The following is a 16789-nucleotide window of genomic DNA, read 5'->3' on the forward strand; positions in this document are numbered from 1 at the left end:
GGGCACAATGAGGTGACAGCTAGCACGGGGCGCGCAGGCGTGCGACGAAAAAACCGTCGGTGCCGTCGTGACTTGGCGTGAGACGCAGACCGGCACCGCGCGGCTGGCCGCACGGCAGCGACAGGGGCTCGGCGGACCAGCCGGGATGCGCGGCGAGGAAGTGATCGACCTGGTCTGCCCCTTCTGCATCGAGCAGCGAGCAGACGATGTGGACGAGCGCGCCACCGGGGCGGACCAGCGCGGCACCGACGTTCAGCACCTGCGCCTGCATCGACACATAGCGGTCGAGCCGCTCTGGGGTGAGCCGCCAGCGCGCCTCCGGATTGCGGCGCCAGGTGCCGGTGCCCGAACAGGGTGCATCGACCAGGACAACATCGGCGGCGGCGCGCCAGTCCGCCAGGGCTTCGAGCTCGCGACCAAGATCGAGCAGGCGGGTCTCGGCAATGGTGACGCCGGCACGTTCAGCGCGGGGGGGAAGCCGGGACAGGCGTGCGCGGTCGATGTCGCTGGCGAGGATGCGGCCACGGTTCTCCATGGCGGCGGCGAGCGCGAGGGTCTTGCCGCCGCCGCCCGCGCACAGATCGACGACCGTCATGCCCGACTTCGCCTCGGCCGCCAGCGTCACTGCCTGGCTGCCCGCATCCTGCACCTCGACCTGGCCGGCGAGCGCGGCGACATCGCTGCCGTGCGGCAGGCGCAGTGCATCGGGCAGGCCAGCGATTGGCTGCGCTGCCGGCAGTAGCGCAGCGATCTCCGCAGGCTCGGCAAGCCGTCGGTTGATCCGGAGATCGAGCGGCGCGCGGAAGACCAGTGCCGCCGCCTCGTCTTCGCCCAGCCCGGACGCGGCAAGCCGATCCAGCAACCACCCCGGCGCCGCCCCCGCTGGTGCGGCCGGTTCGTCGGGATCGATCGCCGCCGGACCGTGACGCGATCCATCGAACGTAGCAGCGAGCACGGTATCGTCTTGGGCCAGCGCCAACACCGCAGCACGCCCGGAGGCAGGCACCTCCCCTGCCCGGCGGATCGCGGCGAACACCAGCTCACGCACTGCGCGGCGATCCTTGGACCCGGCATAGCGGCGCTCGGCGAAATAGCGCTGGACGATCGTGTCCGCCGCCGCCCCGCCGCTGCGCGCGGCCGCGATCACGGCATCGACGATCTCGATCGCGGCCTGGGTACGCGCAGCCGGAGTCATCGGCGGAGTGAAGACGAATTGAGGCGGTTGAGGCGCAAAGCGGTATTGCAGCGCGGTAAGAAAGCGGCGGAGGCTGTGCGAAGCGGGACGAGGCGAGGCATGGCGCGCTCATGCACCCGTTCGGGGCGTGTAGGACAGCGGCAAATCCGCTGCGGGATCGTTTCGCAGGCGGCACCAAATCGTCGGCCGGGAGTTGGCAGCCCGATCGCCGACGCGCGAAAAAGAGCAACCATGCCCTATCTGACGAGCCCGTTCCGGTTCCTGGTACATTATGTCGCGGCGCGGCCGTGGATCTTCCTGTTCCTGGGCCTGCTGATCGCAGGCGCCTCGGTCAGCTCGATCGGCGTGCAATATGCCATGAAGCTGCTGATCGATTCGATGACGGGCGCAGTGCGGGTGCGCAGCGAGGTCTATACCGCGCTGGGCATCTTCATCGGGCTGGTGATCTGCGAAAGCGGCCTTCAGCGGGCCGCCGCGCTGACCCTGGGGCATGCCACGGTGGTGTCGGGCGTCGGCATCCGGCTCGACATGGTGAACCACCTCACCGAGCACCAAATGCCCTTCTTTCAGACGCAGCGCGCGGGCGCGCTGGGGCATCGCATCTCGGGCCTCGCCGGCATCTTCGGCGCGATCATCCACCGGCTCCTTCAGGAAGTGACGCCGCCGCTGATCGTGTTCACCGGCGCGATGATGATCTTCGTGACGATCGACGTGGCGATGGCGGTTGCGCTGGGGACGATCTTCGTGCTGGTGACGGTCGGCCTGGTGCTGCTGGGCTTCCGCGGCCATGTTCACCACCGCGACTTCGCCGAACGCGCCGGCACGGTGGGCGGCGAGCTGATCGACCTGATCGGCAACATCTGGGTGGTGAAGGCCTTTGCCGCCAAGCAGCGCGAGTTGGAGCGGCTGCGCGACTTCCTGCACCATGAGGCAGACGCGCAAAGGCGCGGCTGGTTTTTCGTGGAGCGAATGCGCGGGCTGCACGATGCGGCGCTGGCGATCATGGTGGGTGGCACGCTGCTGTGGGCGATCGGGCGCTGGTCCACCGGCACGATCACCACCGGCGACGTGGTGATCATCAGCACCATGACCTTCCGCATCCTCCACGGCTCGCGCGATCTGGCGATGGCGTTGATCGATACCAGCCAGCAGGTGAGCTACCTGCGCGAGACGCTGGACATCATCGGCGTGCCGCAGACGTTGCAGGACGTGCCCGATGCGGCGAGACTGCGCGTCGGCGAGGGCAAGGTGGAGATGCGCCACGTCACCTTCGGCTATGACGCGCGCCACCCCGTGCTCCACGATTTCTCGCTGCACGTGCCGGCCGGGCAGAAGCTGGGCGTGGTCGGCCCGTCTGGCGCGGGCAAGTCCTCTCTGCTCCAGCTGATCCAGCGGCTGCACGATCCGCAATCGGGCGAGGTGCTGATCGACAGCCAGCGGGTCGACCTTGTCACCCAGGAAAGCCTGCGCGACGCGCTGGCGGTGGTGCCGCAGGAGGTGCTGCTGTTCCATCGATCGGTGATGGAGAACATCCGCTTCGCGCATCCCGAGGCGAGCGACGAAGACGTGCACCGGGCGGCCGAAGCGGCGGGTTGCGATGAATTCATCCGCCGCCTGCCGCATGGCTATGACAGCATCGTCGGCGAGCGCGGCACCAGTCTGTCGGGCGGGCAGCGCCAGCGCATCGGCATCGCGCGCGCCTTCCTAAAGAACGCGCGCATCGTGCTGCTCGACGAGGCGACTTCGGCGCTCGATTCGGAATCGGAGCTGGAGGTGCAGGCGGGGCTGGACGCGCTGATAGAGAACCGCACGGTGATCGCTGTGGCGCACCGGCTGTCGACGATCGTCAATTTCGATCGCGTGATCGTGGTGGAGGACGGCCGGCTGGTGGAGGATGGCCGGCCGCAGGAATTGCTCCGCCGCAAGGACGGCGCGTTCCGCCAGCTGTGGCTGCGCCAAGTGGAGGGGCTGGACCGCCCGACCGGGTTCGGCTTCGACCTGTCGTCGGCGACTCCGTATCTGCGCCAGATGTCGGAGCGCGGCGGTGCCTTCCGCCGGATGGTGCGGGCGCGGCTACCCTGGTCCGACGACGACGAGCCGGGATCTCGTGCTGCGTAGGATCTCACCTCCCGTTCGTGCTGAGCGAAGTCGAAGCACCTTGGTTAGCGTCGCGCCTGCCCTTCGACTTCGCTCAGGGCGAACGGCGGTTGGGCGAAGAGGACACTAACCGCCCGACTTGCTGCCGCCAGCAAGCCCCAGCCCTACCGCCACCGCCACGCCGGCGAGCACCGTCGCGATCACCATCAGCAGGCCGTCGCGCACCAGCAGCGCCAGCCCGAACGCGGCGATCGCCGCCATTGGTGCGGTGGTGGCGAGGGGGAACAGCTCCAGCGGCGGGACGGTGAAGGCGAGCAGGATGACGAGCGCCGCCGCCACCCGCACGAACGGCCCCTTGGTGAGCGCCGGCAGGCGACCGTGGAACCAGCGATCAAGGAAGCGCGCCACCCCGCGCAGCTTCTCCGTCGTCTTGCGCGCCTTGCCGGCGGAGAGCGAGCGGCGGGCGAGGATGCCGGGCAGCCACAAGGTCCGACCGCCGAACAGCAGCTGCACCGCAGTGATGACGATCACCACCGCCAGCAGCGTCGGCAGTCCAGGGATGCTGCCAACCGGCGAGATGTCGATCAGCGCGGGGACCATCAGGAAGGGCCCGTGCGCACGGGTACCCATCGCCTCGGCGACATGGCCGAGCGACACGTCGCCCTCGTTGGCGATCTCGTCGATCCGGTCGAGGATCTCGCCGACGTTCTTGGGTTCTTCTGCCATCGCACGGCCAACCCCGTTCAGCGCGGGGCGGTTCCGGCCGGGTGTGGCGCCGCCTCGAAGTAGCCGGCGAGCGGGTCGATCATTTCCTTGGGGATGCGGCGCGCAATCGTCGGCATGACGTCGCGGGACTTCTTGGCCTCGACGACATATTCGGACCCGCGCCAACGCTCGAGGCGGGCGGCGAGATAGGCGGCGCGCTGCCCGTGCAGGATCGGCGCGGCGCCGGCGCGGCGTGGATCATGGCACGAAAGGCAGGCGGGCAGTTCCCAATCGGGCAGGCCGCGTTCGGCGAGGAAGCGCGCGCGCTCGCGATTGGGATCGGGCCTCGCTTGCGGGCTGCTGATCGGCATCGCGGCGAAATGCCGGGCGAGCGCGATCATCTCCTCCGGCCGGAGCTGCGCCGCTGCCTGGCGCATCACCGCGCTGGAACGACGGTTGGTCTGGTAGCGGCGGAGCGCGTCGAGCAGATAGGCCGGCTTCTGCCCGGCGAGGATGGGGATATCGGCCTGGCCGCGCCCCATGCCGTCGGCACCGTGGCAGCCGGTGCACTTCGCCACCGTGCCCGGCGCGAGCCCCTGCACCGGACGGTCCGGGCCCTGCACCAGCGCGCGGTATCGCTCGGGTGTCATACTGGGCAGCGCGCGGAGGAAGGCGACCATGCGGCGAATCTCGTCCGGCCGGTCACGCGCCGCCCAAAAGGGCATGCCGGTGAACTTCACGCCGTGGTCGAGGATGTAAAACAGCTGCGCGTCCGTCCACTTGGGGGCGTTCAGCTGGAGGTTGGGCGCATGCGGCGTGGCGGCGCGCATCACCGGCAGCGGCAGCACGCCCGGCGCGCCATGACAGGCGGCGCAGCTCTGCGCGAAATGGCCGGCGGCGCTGACCAGCCCGCCGTCCTCGCGCTCCAGATCGGGCGCTTGCAGGATCGTGTGGGTGCGGACGGAATTCTCCATCGCCCAGTGCAGCCCCCAGTCGGTGATCCGCCAATGGCCCGAGGAGGCGCCGATCGGGATCACGCCAGACCAGGTGAGGAGCAGGCCGAGCAGCGCCGCACCGATCAGCGTGAGCAGCGCGCGCAGCCAGGTGATGCGGATGTTCATGCCGGCCGCTCCCGCAGGAGGGTCGAGAGCATCGCCAGCCCGCCGGCGAGATAGCTGCCCGCGCCGATCATCAGCATCACGACGCCGCCGAGCTGCTGGTCGGCGAGGCCATGGCCGTGCGCATAGAGCGGCCGCGGGGCGAGGCCGACGAGCGCGCCGAGCAGGGTCATGTGCATCGAGGTGAGCAAGAGTGCGCCGATCCCCGCCGCGCGCCGGTTCGCTCCCGCCCCCAGCACCGCCGCCCACAGCAGCAGGCCGGCGAAAAGGAACATCGCCTGCTCCAGCACGAAGGCGGCGGGGACCGTCTCGGCAAAGGCGCGCGCGGCGGGCAGGTGCCAGCCCCAGACCACCGCCAGCTCCACCACCATCATCGCCATCGGCGTCACCGCCCGCGGCCAACGGCGGGCGGGATCGAGCCGCGTACCGCCCTGCCCCCAGGCGAGCAGCGGCGCCGCGACCGCGACCGCGATCATGTGCCCCGCCATATGCCCGGTCATCCCCCCTGCCCCCGCCGCGGCCCAGCCGAGCGGCAGCAGCGCAAGGCCGGCGAGAAGGCTCGCGCGCCTCACCGGCAATCCGTGATGAAGATCACCGGCAGAGCGGTGAACACCACGCCGACGAAGCTAAGGCCGGCGAGCAGCCCGGTGGCATAGGCGAGGAATCGGGTGCGATCAACGCGCGTGCCTTCCTCGTGCGGCGGCGGGTCGCCCGGCGTGCGCGCCTGGACGATGGCGACCAGCCCGGCGGCGACGATCACCACCAGGGCCAGCGCGGTGCCGCCCCAGTAGATCGCCGGATACCAGGCGAAGCCGCCCGCCTTTGCGCACTGGATCGCCGCCCACAGGTAGGAGAACAGGAAATGCACCGCCCAGCTGGTCGGGGGAACGATCAGCGTCCACAAGGTGACGTCGCGGGCGCGAAGATGGCCGGTGATCCGCCTCATGCCACCTCCGGGAACAGGCCGATCGTCGGGCAGGCGACCAGCACGGTGAACAGCATGAAATGCTGATAGACGGTGACGTTCCGCAAGTCCGCGTCATGGCCGGGCGTCATCCGGCCGGCGAGGCTGCGCGCGAGCGTGTAGCCGAGCGCGATCGCGGCTACCGCGGCATGCGCGGCGGTCCAGCCGGCGAGCGCCCAGACGATCGCGGGATAGGCATGCTCCTTGGGGTCCATGCCCGCCTGCCACGGTCCGGCGATCACCGCCCAGCCCCCCGCTAGCACCAGCGAAATCCCGCCGACGAGCAGCGCGCGGGTGGCGCCGACCATGCCGCGCCGGTTGAGCTCGCGAGCCGCCACCGTCACCGCCCAGCTTGCTGCGGTGAGCGCCAGCGCCAGCATCGGCCACCACACGCCCGGGCCGTCGAGACCGGGACCGCTGGGCGGGAAATCGGGCTTGGCGGTCCAGAAGAAGTAATAGCCGAAAACCAGGCCCGAGAAAGCGGTCGCATCCGCCATCATAGTGATGAACATCGCCCACCAGCCCGGCGCCTTTGAGCCCGATATGTAGAGCGGCAGTTCGAGGCCATGGCCGATCGGCTTGCAGCGTTTCTCCGGGATTTCGGCGGTGGTCCACAACCAGCGCAGCACCAGCGCCAGCGTGACCGCCCCGCTCGCCACCGCCGACCAGTAGAGGTGGAATGTGGTGAAGATGAACACGCCGCCGAGCGCAAAGGCGGTGAGCATCGGGATGAAACTCGGCGTGCCGAGCCGGATCACCGACACCGGTCGCGCGTCGAGCACGGTGGTGACCAGGGTCTCGCGCCGCCCCTCCTCCGCATCGGGCAGGAAGAAGCGGCCCTCATCCACCTTGCGGACGAAGTCCTTCTGATCCCAGATCGGATAGCGGCTCTCGATCAGCGGGATCGAGCGCACGCCCCAATTCTCGTCCTGCGGTCCGGCGAGCCATTCCAGCGTGCCGGCGCCCCAGGGGTTGCGCGGTGCCTTCCCGCGCCAGGGCGACAGCAAAGTGTCGAGAACCACCAGCGCGACGCCGGCGGCGAACAGGAAGGCGCCCAACGTCGAAGTGAGATTGAGCCCGCCCACGCCCAGCTCGGCCGGATAGGTGAACACGCGGCGCGGCATGCCCTCCAGCCCGGTCAGGTGCATCGGAAAGAAGGTGAGGTTCGCGCCGACGAATAGGATCCAGAAGGCGGTGCGGCCGATCCGGTCGGACAGTTTCTTTCCGGTCACCAGCGGCCAATAATAGTAAAGCCCGGCGAACAAGGGCATCAGCGTGCCGCCGATCAGCACATAGTGGAGATGCGCGACGACGAAATAGGTGTCGTGCGCCTGCCAGTCGAACGGCGCGATCGCCACCATCACGCCGGTGAGACCGCCGATGACGAAGATCGCGAGGCTCCCAGTGGCGTACAGCAGCGGCGTCGACCAGGTGATCCGGCCGGCCCAGAGCGTGGCGATGAAGGCGAAGATCTGGACGCCGGTGGGGATCACCACCGCCTCCGACGCGGCGGAGAAGAACGCGAGGCTGATCTTGGGCAACCCCGTGGTGAACATGTGGTGAACCCACAGGCCGAAGCTGAGGAAGGCGGTGCCCACCGCCGCCAGCACGATCCACGGATAGCCGATCAGGTGACGCCGCGCGAAGGTGGGGATCAGCATCGCGAACAAGGCGATCGATGGCAGGAAGACGATGTACACTTCCGGGTGGCCGAAGATCCAGAACAGGTGCTGCCACAGCAGCGGGTCGCCGCCCTTGCTTGCGTCGAAGAACGGCCAGCCGAGCAGCCGCTCCAGCTCGAAGAGCAGGTCTCCGGCGATCAGCGGCGGGAAGGCGAACAGGATCATCACCGCCACCACCAGGATGTACCAGGCGTAGAGCGGCATCAGGTTGAGCCGCATGCCGGGCGGACGGCATTTGAGCACGCCGACGATCAGCTCCACCGCCGCCGCCACCGACGACACCTCGATGAACGACAGGCCGAGCATCCAGATGTCCGCGCCGACGCCGCTGAGGTCGGTGCGGGTGGTGAGCGGCGGGTACATGAACCAGCCGCCGTCGGGCGCGGCATCGAAGAAGATCGAGCCGGCGACGAACACGCCACCAAGCAGAAAGCTCCAATAGCCGAAGGCGGAGAGGCGCGGGAACGGCAGGTCGCGCGCGCCGAGCAGCTGCGGGAGGATGACGATCGACACCGCCTCAAACATCGGCACCGCGAACAGGAACATCATCATCGACCCGTGCAGCGTGAACAGCTGGTTGAAGGTCGAAGCGGAGACGATGTCGCTGTCGGGTGCGGCGAGCTGCGTGCGCATCACCAGCGCCAGCACGCCCGCGAAGAGCATGAAGGCGAAGGCGGTGACGACATACCAGACGCCGACACGGTTGTTGTTGGTATCGGACCATTTGCGCCAGCCTTCCGGCGCCTTCCACACCGCGCGCAGCCGCGCCTCCTGCGCCTGACGGAGCGCGGGATCGTCCTGGTCGTGCAGGCTCATCGCAGCGCCTTCAGGTAGCGCGCGATCGCCACCGCGTCGGTTTCGGGCATGTGGCCGTATTCGGGCATGCGGACGCCCGGCTTGAACCTTGCGGGCTGACGGACCCAGCGGGCGAGCGTCGCCTCGTCCTGCGGCAGGATGGCGGCAGCGAGCGTCGGCCGCGAGCCAAAATGGGTGAGGTCGGGGCCGATGGCGCTCTGGTGCCCCTGCCCGCGCACCGTATGGCAACCGCCGCAGCCATAGCTGGCAAAGAGAGCGCGGCCCGGCAGGTTTGCCGCCCCCGCCGGGCGGCGCTGCCCGGCGAGCCAGCGGTCGAAGGCGGCCGGCTCCATCGCCACTACGTCGAACGCCATCAGCGCGTGGGAAAGCCCGCAGAATTCGGTGCATTGGCCGCGGAAGCGACCCGGCTTCGTCGCGCGGACCGGCAGGCGGTTCACCCGGCCGGGGATCATGTCCATCTTGCCGGCGAGCCCGGGAATCCAGAAGCTGTGGATCACGTCGCCGCCGAGCAGCTCGAACTCGACGGTACGGCCGACCGGAATGCGCACCTCATTGGCGGAGACGACCGGCGCAGCGCCGGGCGGCAGATATTCGATGCGGAACCAGAATTGCTCGCCGGTTGCCCGGATGCGCAGGTCCGCGGGGCCGACCGGGCGGGGCCGCATCGACGGCAGAGCTGCGACAAGGAGGCCGAACAGCACCAAAGTCGGCACCACCGCGCCGCCCCACAAGATCAGCCGCATGCCGCCGCGATGCCCGATCTCGCCATCGGGTGCGCGCATCGCCCGCCAGACCAGCGCAGCCACCGTGGCGGCGATCACCAGCGCGCCGATCACGAGGTACAATGTCAGCGAGCGAAGCGCGGCAGCCTCCTCGCCGAAGGTAGCGAGCGCGGACTGCTGGCGATTGCAGGCCGAAAGCGTGAGTGAGGCAAGTGCCAGGAGAGCGCCGGCCACCGCGCGACACGTCCGGGCAGTCAGGTGCGACGGTGGGCTCACCCCCTCGCTGTTAGACGCTACCCTGCGGGCCGGGAAGGCACCGGTTATTACATAAGGTTGCTTGCATCCGTCCTGGCGGGTTTGCGTTCGGCATCGGTTTCGACTACGCGTGTAGTCACAGGAGGGAGAAGCCGATGCGTGCTCGAATGCTTGCCGCAACGATCGTGTTGGCGGCAACACCCGCTGCGGCGGAGCAGACCGCAGAGCAGCAATGGCTGCTGATCACCGATCGCTTCGGCACGCCCGAATATTCGATCCTGACCATCCACACTGCCGGTGAATCCGTCTCCGGCGACTGGGATGAAGACCCGGTGACCGGCGAGATTCGGAACGGTCGCCTGCGCGTCACCGCGAGGACCAAGCGTGGCGAGGTCTTCCGCTTCGACGCGACGCGGACGGCGAATGGGCTGAACGGCGAGGCCGATTATCCGGACAACAACTTTCCGCAGAAGCGCCTCTCCTTCCGCTTCACCGGACGGCGCATCCCCGACCGGCCTGCGGGCGGGCCGCGAGAGATCCGCTTTCAGCCCAGCGACTATTCGAACACCTTCTCCGCGGACCGGCCGCCCGTTCTCACCATCTGGCCCGGCGACACGGTGCACACCTCCACGATCGATTCGGGCGGCATCGATGGGAAGGGCGTCACCCGCGCCCTGTTCGGCAATCCGCAGACCGGCCCGTTCTTCGTCGCGGGCGCGCGCATCGGCGACACGCTTGCGGTCCACATCCTTGCGCTCACGCCCAATCGCGACTGGGCCGACAGCCTCGACTCGATCGTGTCGCGGGCGGTGACCCCCGCGCTCGCCGGCGAGGCGCAATTGCTGGGCAAGCCGGTCCGCTGGCGGCTGGACCTGAAGGGGGGAACGGCTCAGCCTGAAAACGCGACAGGAAAGCTGGCCGGCTTTCGCATACCGCTACGTCCAATGCTGGGCGGACTGGGGCTGGCGCCCGGCTTCGGCACGCCGCCGATGTCCACCGGCGACACCGCGCGCACCGGCGGGAACATGGACTGGCCGCAGGTCGCCGCCGGAAACACCGTCCTCCTTCCTGTGCAACAGCCCGGCGCCCTTCTGTACCTGGGCGATGCGCACGCCGCTCAGGGCGATGGCGAGACCAGCCAATATGGCCTGGAGACGTCCATGAACGTCTCTTTCCGCGTCGAGGTGATTCGCGGCCGCACGATCCCGTTGCCGCGGATCGAATCGGCCGAGGCGCTGATGACACTTGGTCAGGCAGGCTCGCTGGACGAGGCGCTGCGCTCGGCAAGCGGCGGCATGATCCAGTGGCTGCGACAGGATTACGGCCTGTCGCTCTCCGAAGCAGCGCAGGTGATGGGAACGGCGGTGCGCTTCTCGGTGCCGAACCTTGCCGGCCGCAGCGTGGGCGTCGAGGCGCGGATCGACAAGCGCCTGCTGCCTGCCCGAAGGGCAGACTAGCGGCTCAGGCGTGATCGCTTCGCGCCGCTTCCCGACTTTCCTCTCGCTCCGGCAACAGCCGCTCCAGCCCACGCGCCAGCATCCGCACGAACGGTAGCACCAGCAGCGCGCCGGCGACGTTGAACAGCACATGCGCGTTGGCGATGCGCTGCCCGGTGTCCTGCGCCGTCAGCGTCGCCACCGCGGCGAGCTGCTCGACCAGCAGCACGCCGACCAGCGCCGAAGCGAGATTGAAGGCGAGATGGAATATGCCCGCGCGTACCGCATTGCGTGAACGGCCGATCGTCGCGACCAGCGTATCCGCGCAGGTGCCGATCTCCGCCCCCAGCATGATCGCGATCCCCGCCGGAAGGGTGATCAGCCCGCCGCCCGCCAGCGTGATCACGATCCCCATCATCGCGGAGGAGGACTGGATCGCAATGGTCGCCACCGCGCCGGCGAGCAGCCCGAGCAGCGGGTTCTCCAGCCGGCGCAGCAGCTGGAGGATCTCCGGATGCTCCTGCAACGGCTCCGCGGCCGTGCCGATGATGTTGAGGCCGAACAGCACCAGCCCGAGGCCGATCAGGATCGTCGCGCGAAGCTTGGCGCCGTCGGACTTGCCCAGCGCCTTCCAGATCAGCCCGGCCGCGATCAGCACCGGCGCATAGGTGTCGACGTTCCAGGCGAACACCTGGCTGGAGAAGGTGGTGCCGATGTTCGCACCCAGGATCACGGGCAGCGCGTGCCCGAACGGCACCAGCGCCGCATCCACCGCGGTGATCAGCAGGATAATCACCACCGAGGAGGAGTCGAGTACCACCGTCGCCGCCGTGCCGCTGCCCAACGCGGCGAAGCGGTTGGCGGAGGTGCGTTCGAGCAATTTCTGGAACCGCCCGCCTTGCGTCTGCTTCAGAGCGCCGGCGAGGAGGTCCACACCGTAGAGGAACAGCGCGAGCCCGCCGAGGATCCCCATCGCCAGCGCGACCGAATCGATCTCGGGCGCTTTGCCCTGCGCTTGCGCTCCCGTCGCGGTCGCCAGCAGCAGGAGCGCGAGGAGCGGGAAGCGCAGGCTCATCCGACCTAGCTCTCATCGGCATGTGACCAGGCGATGACGGCGTGGCGCGGCGCGCGCTCCGGTCTCGCCTCCGTGCCACCTTGACCGGCCGTGGCGATGGTGCGACCTTTCGCCGTCGCGGATGACGGGAGCCGCCGGTGCGCACGCTAGGTCCGATCGCCCTCCTGCTGCTGGCTGTCGCCGCACCCGCAGCAACGCAGCCGGCACCACCGTCGACCGCCGCCGCGTTCGACCATGTCGCGATCCATGTCGCAGATGCCGCGAGAAGTGTCGCCTTCTACCGCGCCCTATTCGACCTGCAGGAAGTTCCGGCGCCAGTGCCGATGGCGCGTTGGCTGCGGTTCGGCGACGGCACCACCCTCCACATCATCCCGGGGCGACCCGAACCGGTCGCGCTCGGCAAATGGGACCATATCGCGCTCGCCTGCGCGGACATGGGTGCGATGATCCGGCGGCTGGACGCGCACAAGATCGCCTGGGAGGACATCGGGGGCCGCCACACGCCGCAGACCCGCGGCGATGGCGTCCAGCAAATCTTCGTGCGTGACCCTGACGGCTATTGGATCGAGATCAACGACCGGCTGAAGCAGCGCTGAGCCCGGTCAGCGCGTCGGATAGTTCGGCGCCTCGCGCGTGATGGTCACGTCGTGGACGTGGCTCTCTTTGAGCCCCGCGCCGGTGATCTGGACGAAGCGGGCGCGCTGGCGCAGCGCTTCCAGCGTCGCCGCGCCGGTATAGCCCATCGCCGCCTTGATGCCGCCGACCAATTGGTGGATCACGTCGCGCGCCGGGCCCTTGAACGCGACCTGGCCCTCGATCCCTTCGGGCACCAGCTTGAGCTGGTCCTTGATGTCGCCCTGGAAATAGCGATCCGCCGAGCCGCGGCCCATCGCCCCGACCGAGCCCATGCCGCGATACGATTTGTAGGCACGCCCCTGGTAGAGGAAGGTCTCGCCGGGCGCTTCCTCCGTGCCCGCCAGCAGGCTGCCGACCATGCAGGTCGAGGCGCCGCCGGCGAGCGCCTTGGCGAGGTCGCCCGAGGTGCGCAGGCCACCGTCGGCGATCACCGGCACGCCGGACTTGAACGCCTCCTCGGCGCAATCCATCACCGCGGTGAGCTGCGGCACGCCGACGCCCGCGACGATGCGAGTGGTGCAGATCGACCCTGGCCCGATGCCGACCTTGATCCCGTCCGCCCCCGCCTCGACCAGCGCACGCGCCGCCTCGGCGGTGGCGACGTTGCCCGCGACAACCTCGACCGAGTTCGACAGCTTCTTCACCCGCTCGACCGCGCGGGCGACGTCGCGGTTGTGGCCGTGGGCGGTGTCGATCACGATCAGGTCGCATTCGGCATCGACCAAAGCCTCGGTGCGCTCGAAACCCTTGTCGCCGACGGTGGTGGCGGCGGCGACGCGCAGGCGGCCGGCGGCGTCCTTGGTCGCCTCGGGATACGTCACCGCCTTCTCGATGTCCTTGACGGTGATCAGGCCGACGCACCGATAGGCCTCGTCCACCACCAGCAATTTTTCGATTCGGCGCTGGTGGAGCAGACGGCGCGCCTCGTCCGAGGTGACGCCGGTGGAAACGGTGGCGAGGTTGTCGCGGGTCATCAGCTCCGCCACAGGCTGCGCCGGGTTCTCGGCGAAACGCACGTCGCGATTGGTGAGGATGCCGACCAGCCGCCCGTCCGCCTCGACCACCGGGATCCCGCTGATCCGGTTGTCGCGCATCAGCGCCTGCGCATCGGCCAGAGTCGCCTGCGGCGCGATGGTGATCGGGTTGACCACCATGCCGCTCTCGAAGCGCTTGACCTGGCGCACCGCGGCGACCTGCTGCTCGACGGTGAGGTTGCGGTGGAGCACGCCCATGCCGCCCAGCTGCGCCATCACGATCGCCATGTCCGCTTCGGTCACCGTATCCATCGCGGCAGACAGGATCGGGATGTTGAGCGCGATTCCCTTGGTGACGCGGGTGCGGGTGTCGGCACCCGAGGGCAGTACCTCGCTCTCGCCGGGCACGAGGAGCACGTCGTCAAAGGTGAGGCCGAGGCGGATGTCCATGGGTGCCATTTCCGTGGGGAGCGGGAGTGGCGGGCCATGTAACCGCGACCGGCCGGTTCCGCTAGGCCCCTGCCCCGCCCGGTGCTAGAATACGGGACCGGAACGGAGGGGGCGCAACGATGCTGACGACCTTGGTAGGGCTGGCACTGCTGCTGGTACTTTTCTACCTGATGATGAGCATCAAGATCGTCCGTCAGGGCTATCAATATACGATCGAGCATTTCGGCCGCTACACCAACACCGCGGCGCCCGGCTTCAACTTCTATCCCGCCTTCTTCTATCGTGTCGGCCGCAAGGTGAACATGATGGAGCAGGTGATCGACATCCCTGGCCAGGAGATCATCACCAAGGACAATGCGATGATCTCGACCGACGGGGTCGTCTTCTTTCAGGTGCTCGATGCGCCGAAGGCGGCCTATGAGGTGAGCGATCTGTACGTGGCGCTGCTCCAGCTCACCACCACCAACCTGCGCACGGTGATGGGCTCGATGGACCTCGACGAGACCTTGTCGAAGCGCGACGAGATCAACGCCCGGCTGCTCAACGTGGTCGATCACGCGACAACGCCCTGGGGCGTCAAGATCACCCGCGTCGAGATCAAGGACATCCGCCCGCCCGCTGACATCGTCAACGCCATGGGCCGGCAGATGAAGGCGGAGCGCGAGAAGCGTGCCAACATCCTCGACGCCGAAGGTGCGCGCGCCGCCGAGATCCTGCGGGCCGAAGGGCAGAAGCAGGCGCGCATCCTCGAATCGGAGGGCCGCAAGGAGTCGGCGTTCCGCGACGCCGAGGCGCGCGAGCGTGCGGCGGAGGCGGAGGCGCGCGCGACCCAGGTCGTCTCGGAGGCGATCGAGCGCGGCGGCACGCAGGCGATCAACTATTTCGTCGCGCAGAAATATGTCGAGGCGGTGGGCAAGTTCGCCACCAGCCCCAATGCCAAGACCATCCTGTTCCCGGTGGAAGCCACGCAGTTGATCGGCACGCTTGGCGGGATCGGTGCACTGGCCAAGGAAGCGCTGGGGGAAGGCGGCGCCGCGCCGACGCCGCCCGCCGCACCAGCGACCCGCCCCGGCGTCGTGGTTCGCCGCGCCGAATGAACTTCGACGAGCCCGGCCTGTGGTGGCTCGCCGCGGCGGCGGCGCTGGGGATCGCCGAGTTGCTCGTTCCGGGCGTCTTCCTCGTCTTTCTGGCGTTGGCGGCAGCAATCGTCGGCGTGGCGACGCTGGCGCTGCCGGACCTGTCGTCCGCCGCGCAGCTGGGCGCCTTTGCGGTGTGGAGCGCAATCATCGTGCTGATCGGCAAGCGCTGGTACCGCGACTATCCGGTGGAGACGAGCGATCCGATGCTCAACGACCGCCTGGCGCGACTGATCGGCGCGCGTGTCACGGTGGTGGAGGCGATCGACGGTGGTCGCGGCCGGGTGCGCGTCGGCGATGGCGAATGGCCGGCGAGCGGGCCCGACCTGCCGGTCGGTGCTCAGGCGAGGATCGTCGGCGCTTCCGGCACTCTCCTTACGGTCGAGCCTTTTCCTCCCGGGGATCGATGATCAGCCGCTGGCGGGGCAGCGCTTCGGGCATCTCGTCTCGGATATAGGCGAGCATGGCCTCGCGGATGTCGCAGCGCAGGTCAAAGGCGGTGGGCGCATCCTTGGCGGTGGCGAGCACGCGGACCTCGATCGCGTCGGGCTTGGTCTCCGTGACCTGGAGCACGAAGGCCCGGCCGTCCCAGCGGGAGTTGGCGCGGACGATCTCCTCATATTTGGCGCGCAGCCGGCTTATGTCGGCGGTCGGATCGAGCCAGAAGAACGCGCTGCCCAACAGGCGGCTGGTGTCGCGGGTCCAGTTCTCGAACGGCTGTTCGAGGAAGCGGCTGACCGGCACCACCAGCCGCCGCTCGTCCCAGATCGCCACCACCACATAGGTGAGGCGAATGTCTTCGATTTTGCCCCATTCTCCGTCGACGATGACGACGTCGTCGATGCGGATCGGTTCGGTGAACGCCATCTGGATTCCGGCGATGACGTTCTTGAGCGCGGGCTGCGCCGCGGCGCCGACCGCGAGGCCGGCAAGGCCGGCGGAGGCCATCAAAGTGATGCCGATGCTGCGGATGCTGGGAATCGACAGCAGCATCAGCGCGACCGCGAGCACCACCACCGCAGACACCGCGATCCGCCCGAGAATTGCCACCCGCGTCCGTTTGCGCCGGGCGCGCAGGTTGTCCTCGACCGCAATGTCGTAGCGCAGTTCGACCGCGCGGACGTGGACGCGGATCAGCGTCACGAAGAACCAGCCGATCAGTGCCGGCACGATTAGCCCGGCCGCGAGCGACCAGAGCTCGTCGCCCCAGCGCGGCAGATCAAGGAAGCGGCGCGACAGGGTCAGCGCCACAGCGACCGCAATCCAGCGCAAGGGCGAGCGCGACAGGTCCACGACCGCGTCGTCGACCGAGTCGGGGGTGCGCGCGGCGATACGGCGGGCGATCCCATGAAGAACGACGTGGAGCAGCAACGCCGCGATCACCGCCCCGACGATTATGGCCGCGTGACTGATCCAGTTCGGCAAGCTGTCAAAGAACCGTTCAATGCTGCGCATGCGAACGGGAATGCGGTGCGACGAGCGGAGTTCCCGCCGTCACGATCACCCGTCGGCCGGTCACGACGGCCGA

15 protein-coding genes are annotated in these 16789 nt (G+C 68.7%); 5 read left to right on the forward strand and 10 right to left on the reverse strand.

What is annotated here, in order from left to right; all coding sequences use genetic code 11:
• Positions 1–19: 19 nt before the first annotated feature.
• Positions 20–1195: an RsmB/NOP family class I SAM-dependent RNA methyltransferase gene (locus tag ACFDTH_RS01945; protein WP_375285819.1), complete on the reverse strand. Its 1176-nt coding sequence runs from the start codon at positions 1193–1195 to the stop codon at positions 20–22.
• Positions 1196–1426: 231 nt separating this feature from the next.
• Between ACFDTH_RS01945 and ACFDTH_RS01950 the strand changes: the two genes are divergently transcribed.
• Complete coding sequence (locus ACFDTH_RS01950) at positions 1427–3313, forward strand: ABC transporter ATP-binding protein (RefSeq protein WP_375285820.1); 1887 nt, start codon at positions 1427–1429, stop codon at positions 3311–3313.
• Positions 3314–3418: 105 nt separating this feature from the next.
• Here ACFDTH_RS01950 and ACFDTH_RS01955 read toward each other — a convergent pair whose 3' ends face one another.
• From ACFDTH_RS01955 to ACFDTH_RS01980, 6 genes are read right to left on the reverse strand one after another with little or no spacing between them, the layout of a single operon-like run.
• Complete coding sequence (locus tag ACFDTH_RS01955) at positions 3419–4018, reverse strand: exopolysaccharide biosynthesis protein (RefSeq protein WP_375285821.1); 600 nt, start codon at positions 4016–4018, stop codon at positions 3419–3421.
• Positions 4019–4035: 17 nt separating this feature from the next.
• Entirely contained in the window at positions 4036–5118 is a 1083-nt protein-coding gene (locus ACFDTH_RS01960; protein ID WP_375285822.1) for a c-type cytochrome, read from the reverse strand.
• The gene (locus tag ACFDTH_RS01965) at positions 5115–5687 is read right to left on the reverse strand and encodes a cytochrome c oxidase assembly protein (protein ID WP_375285823.1); all 573 of its coding nucleotides are present in this window, start codon (positions 5685–5687) and stop codon (positions 5115–5117) included. The genes ACFDTH_RS01960 and ACFDTH_RS01965 overlap by 4 nt, the downstream gene beginning before the upstream one ends.
• A complete protein-coding gene (locus ACFDTH_RS01970; protein WP_375285824.1) occupies positions 5684–6061 on the reverse strand; it encodes a hypothetical protein in 378 nt (125 codons plus the stop codon). Before ACFDTH_RS01970 ends, ACFDTH_RS01965 begins: the two co-directional genes overlap by 4 nt.
• The gene (gene ctaD, locus ACFDTH_RS01975; RefSeq protein ID WP_375285825.1) at positions 6058–8577 is read right to left on the reverse strand and encodes a cytochrome c oxidase subunit I; all 2520 of its coding nucleotides are present in this window, start codon (positions 8575–8577) and stop codon (positions 6058–6060) included. Before ctaD ends, ACFDTH_RS01970 begins: the two co-directional genes overlap by 4 nt.
• On the reverse strand, positions 8574–9533 hold the full coding sequence (locus ACFDTH_RS01980; protein WP_375285826.1) for a c-type cytochrome: 960 nt from the start codon (positions 9531–9533) through the stop codon (positions 8574–8576). The genes ctaD and ACFDTH_RS01980 overlap by 4 nt, the downstream gene beginning before the upstream one ends.
• 176 nt (positions 9534–9709) lie before the next feature.
• On the opposite strand from ACFDTH_RS01980, the gene ACFDTH_RS01985 reads away from it, so the two are divergent.
• Entirely contained in the window at positions 9710–11011 is a 1302-nt protein-coding gene (locus tag ACFDTH_RS01985) for an acetamidase/formamidase family protein (RefSeq protein WP_375285827.1), read from the forward strand.
• A 4-nt stretch (positions 11012–11015) separates the two neighbouring features.
• Here ACFDTH_RS01985 and ACFDTH_RS01990 read toward each other — a convergent pair whose 3' ends face one another.
• The gene (locus ACFDTH_RS01990; protein WP_375285828.1) at positions 11016–12065 is read right to left on the reverse strand and encodes a Na/Pi cotransporter family protein; all 1050 of its coding nucleotides are present in this window, start codon (positions 12063–12065) and stop codon (positions 11016–11018) included.
• A gap of 137 nt (positions 12066–12202) precedes the next feature.
• On the opposite strand from ACFDTH_RS01990, the gene ACFDTH_RS01995 reads away from it, so the two are divergent.
• Complete coding sequence (locus ACFDTH_RS01995; RefSeq protein WP_375285829.1) at positions 12203–12661, forward strand: VOC family protein; 459 nt, start codon at positions 12203–12205, stop codon at positions 12659–12661.
• A gap of 6 nt (positions 12662–12667) precedes the next feature.
• Here the strand turns inward: ACFDTH_RS01995 and guaB are convergent, their stop codons facing one another.
• Complete coding sequence (guaB, locus tag ACFDTH_RS02000) at positions 12668–14125, reverse strand: IMP dehydrogenase (RefSeq protein WP_375285830.1); 1458 nt, start codon at positions 14123–14125, stop codon at positions 12668–12670.
• A 119-nt stretch (positions 14126–14244) separates the two neighbouring features.
• Here guaB and ACFDTH_RS02005 point away from each other — a divergent pair, with 119 nt between their 5' ends.
• Together ACFDTH_RS02005 and ACFDTH_RS02010 are read left to right on the forward strand one after the other, a co-directional pair.
• On the forward strand, positions 14245–15222 hold the full coding sequence (locus ACFDTH_RS02005) for an SPFH domain-containing protein (RefSeq protein ID WP_375285831.1): 978 nt from the start codon (positions 14245–14247) through the stop codon (positions 15220–15222).
• Entirely contained in the window at positions 15219–15671 is a 453-nt protein-coding gene (locus ACFDTH_RS02010; RefSeq protein ID WP_375285832.1) for an NfeD family protein, read from the forward strand. Before ACFDTH_RS02005 ends, ACFDTH_RS02010 begins: the two co-directional genes overlap by 4 nt.
• Here the strand turns inward: ACFDTH_RS02010 and ACFDTH_RS02015 are convergent.
• On the reverse strand, positions 15637–16716 hold the full coding sequence (locus tag ACFDTH_RS02015) for a mechanosensitive ion channel family protein (RefSeq protein ID WP_375285833.1): 1080 nt from the start codon (positions 16714–16716) through the stop codon (positions 15637–15639). The genes ACFDTH_RS02010 and ACFDTH_RS02015 overlap by 35 nt on opposite strands.
• Positions 16717–16789 lie beyond the last annotated feature (73 nt).

The sequence above is a fragment of the Sphingomonas sp. genome, from assembly GCF_042096255.1.
In the GTDB taxonomy this organism is placed as follows: domain Bacteria; phylum Pseudomonadota; class Alphaproteobacteria; order Sphingomonadales; family Sphingomonadaceae; genus Sphingomonas.

Excerpts from the sequence above, each read along its gene's own strand:
- ACFDTH_RS01970 (WP_375285824.1), bottom strand. The coding sequence starts at position 6,061 with ATGAGGCGGATCACCGGCCATCTTCGCGCCCGCGACGTCACCTTGTGG.
- ACFDTH_RS01950 (WP_375285820.1), top strand. The coding sequence starts at position 1,427 with ATGCCCTATCTGACGAGCCCGTTCCGGTTCCTGGTACATTATGTCGCG.
- ACFDTH_RS02015 (WP_375285833.1), bottom strand. The coding sequence starts at position 16,716 with ATGCGCAGCATTGAACGGTTCTTTGACAGCTTGCCGAACTGGATCAGT.
- ctaD (WP_375285825.1), bottom strand. The coding sequence starts at position 8,577 with ATGAGCCTGCACGACCAGGACGATCCCGCGCTCCGTCAGGCGCAGGAG.
- ACFDTH_RS01985 (WP_375285827.1), top strand. The coding sequence starts at position 9,710 with ATGCGTGCTCGAATGCTTGCCGCAACGATCGTGTTGGCGGCAACACCC.
- ACFDTH_RS01945 (WP_375285819.1), bottom strand. The coding sequence starts at position 1,195 with ATGACTCCGGCTGCGCGTACCCAGGCCGCGATCGAGATCGTCGATGCC.
- ACFDTH_RS01990 (WP_375285828.1), bottom strand. The coding sequence starts at position 12,065 with ATGAGCCTGCGCTTCCCGCTCCTCGCGCTCCTGCTGCTGGCGACCGCG.
- guaB (WP_375285830.1), bottom strand. The coding sequence starts at position 14,125 with ATGGACATCCGCCTCGGCCTCACCTTTGACGACGTGCTCCTCGTGCCC.
- ACFDTH_RS02010 (WP_375285832.1), top strand. The coding sequence starts at position 15,219 with ATGAACTTCGACGAGCCCGGCCTGTGGTGGCTCGCCGCGGCGGCGGCG.
- ACFDTH_RS02005 (WP_375285831.1), top strand. The coding sequence starts at position 14,245 with ATGCTGACGACCTTGGTAGGGCTGGCACTGCTGCTGGTACTTTTCTAC.
- ACFDTH_RS01955 (WP_375285821.1), bottom strand. The coding sequence starts at position 4,018 with ATGGCAGAAGAACCCAAGAACGTCGGCGAGATCCTCGACCGGATCGAC.
- ACFDTH_RS01960 (WP_375285822.1), bottom strand. The coding sequence starts at position 5,118 with ATGAACATCCGCATCACCTGGCTGCGCGCGCTGCTCACGCTGATCGGT.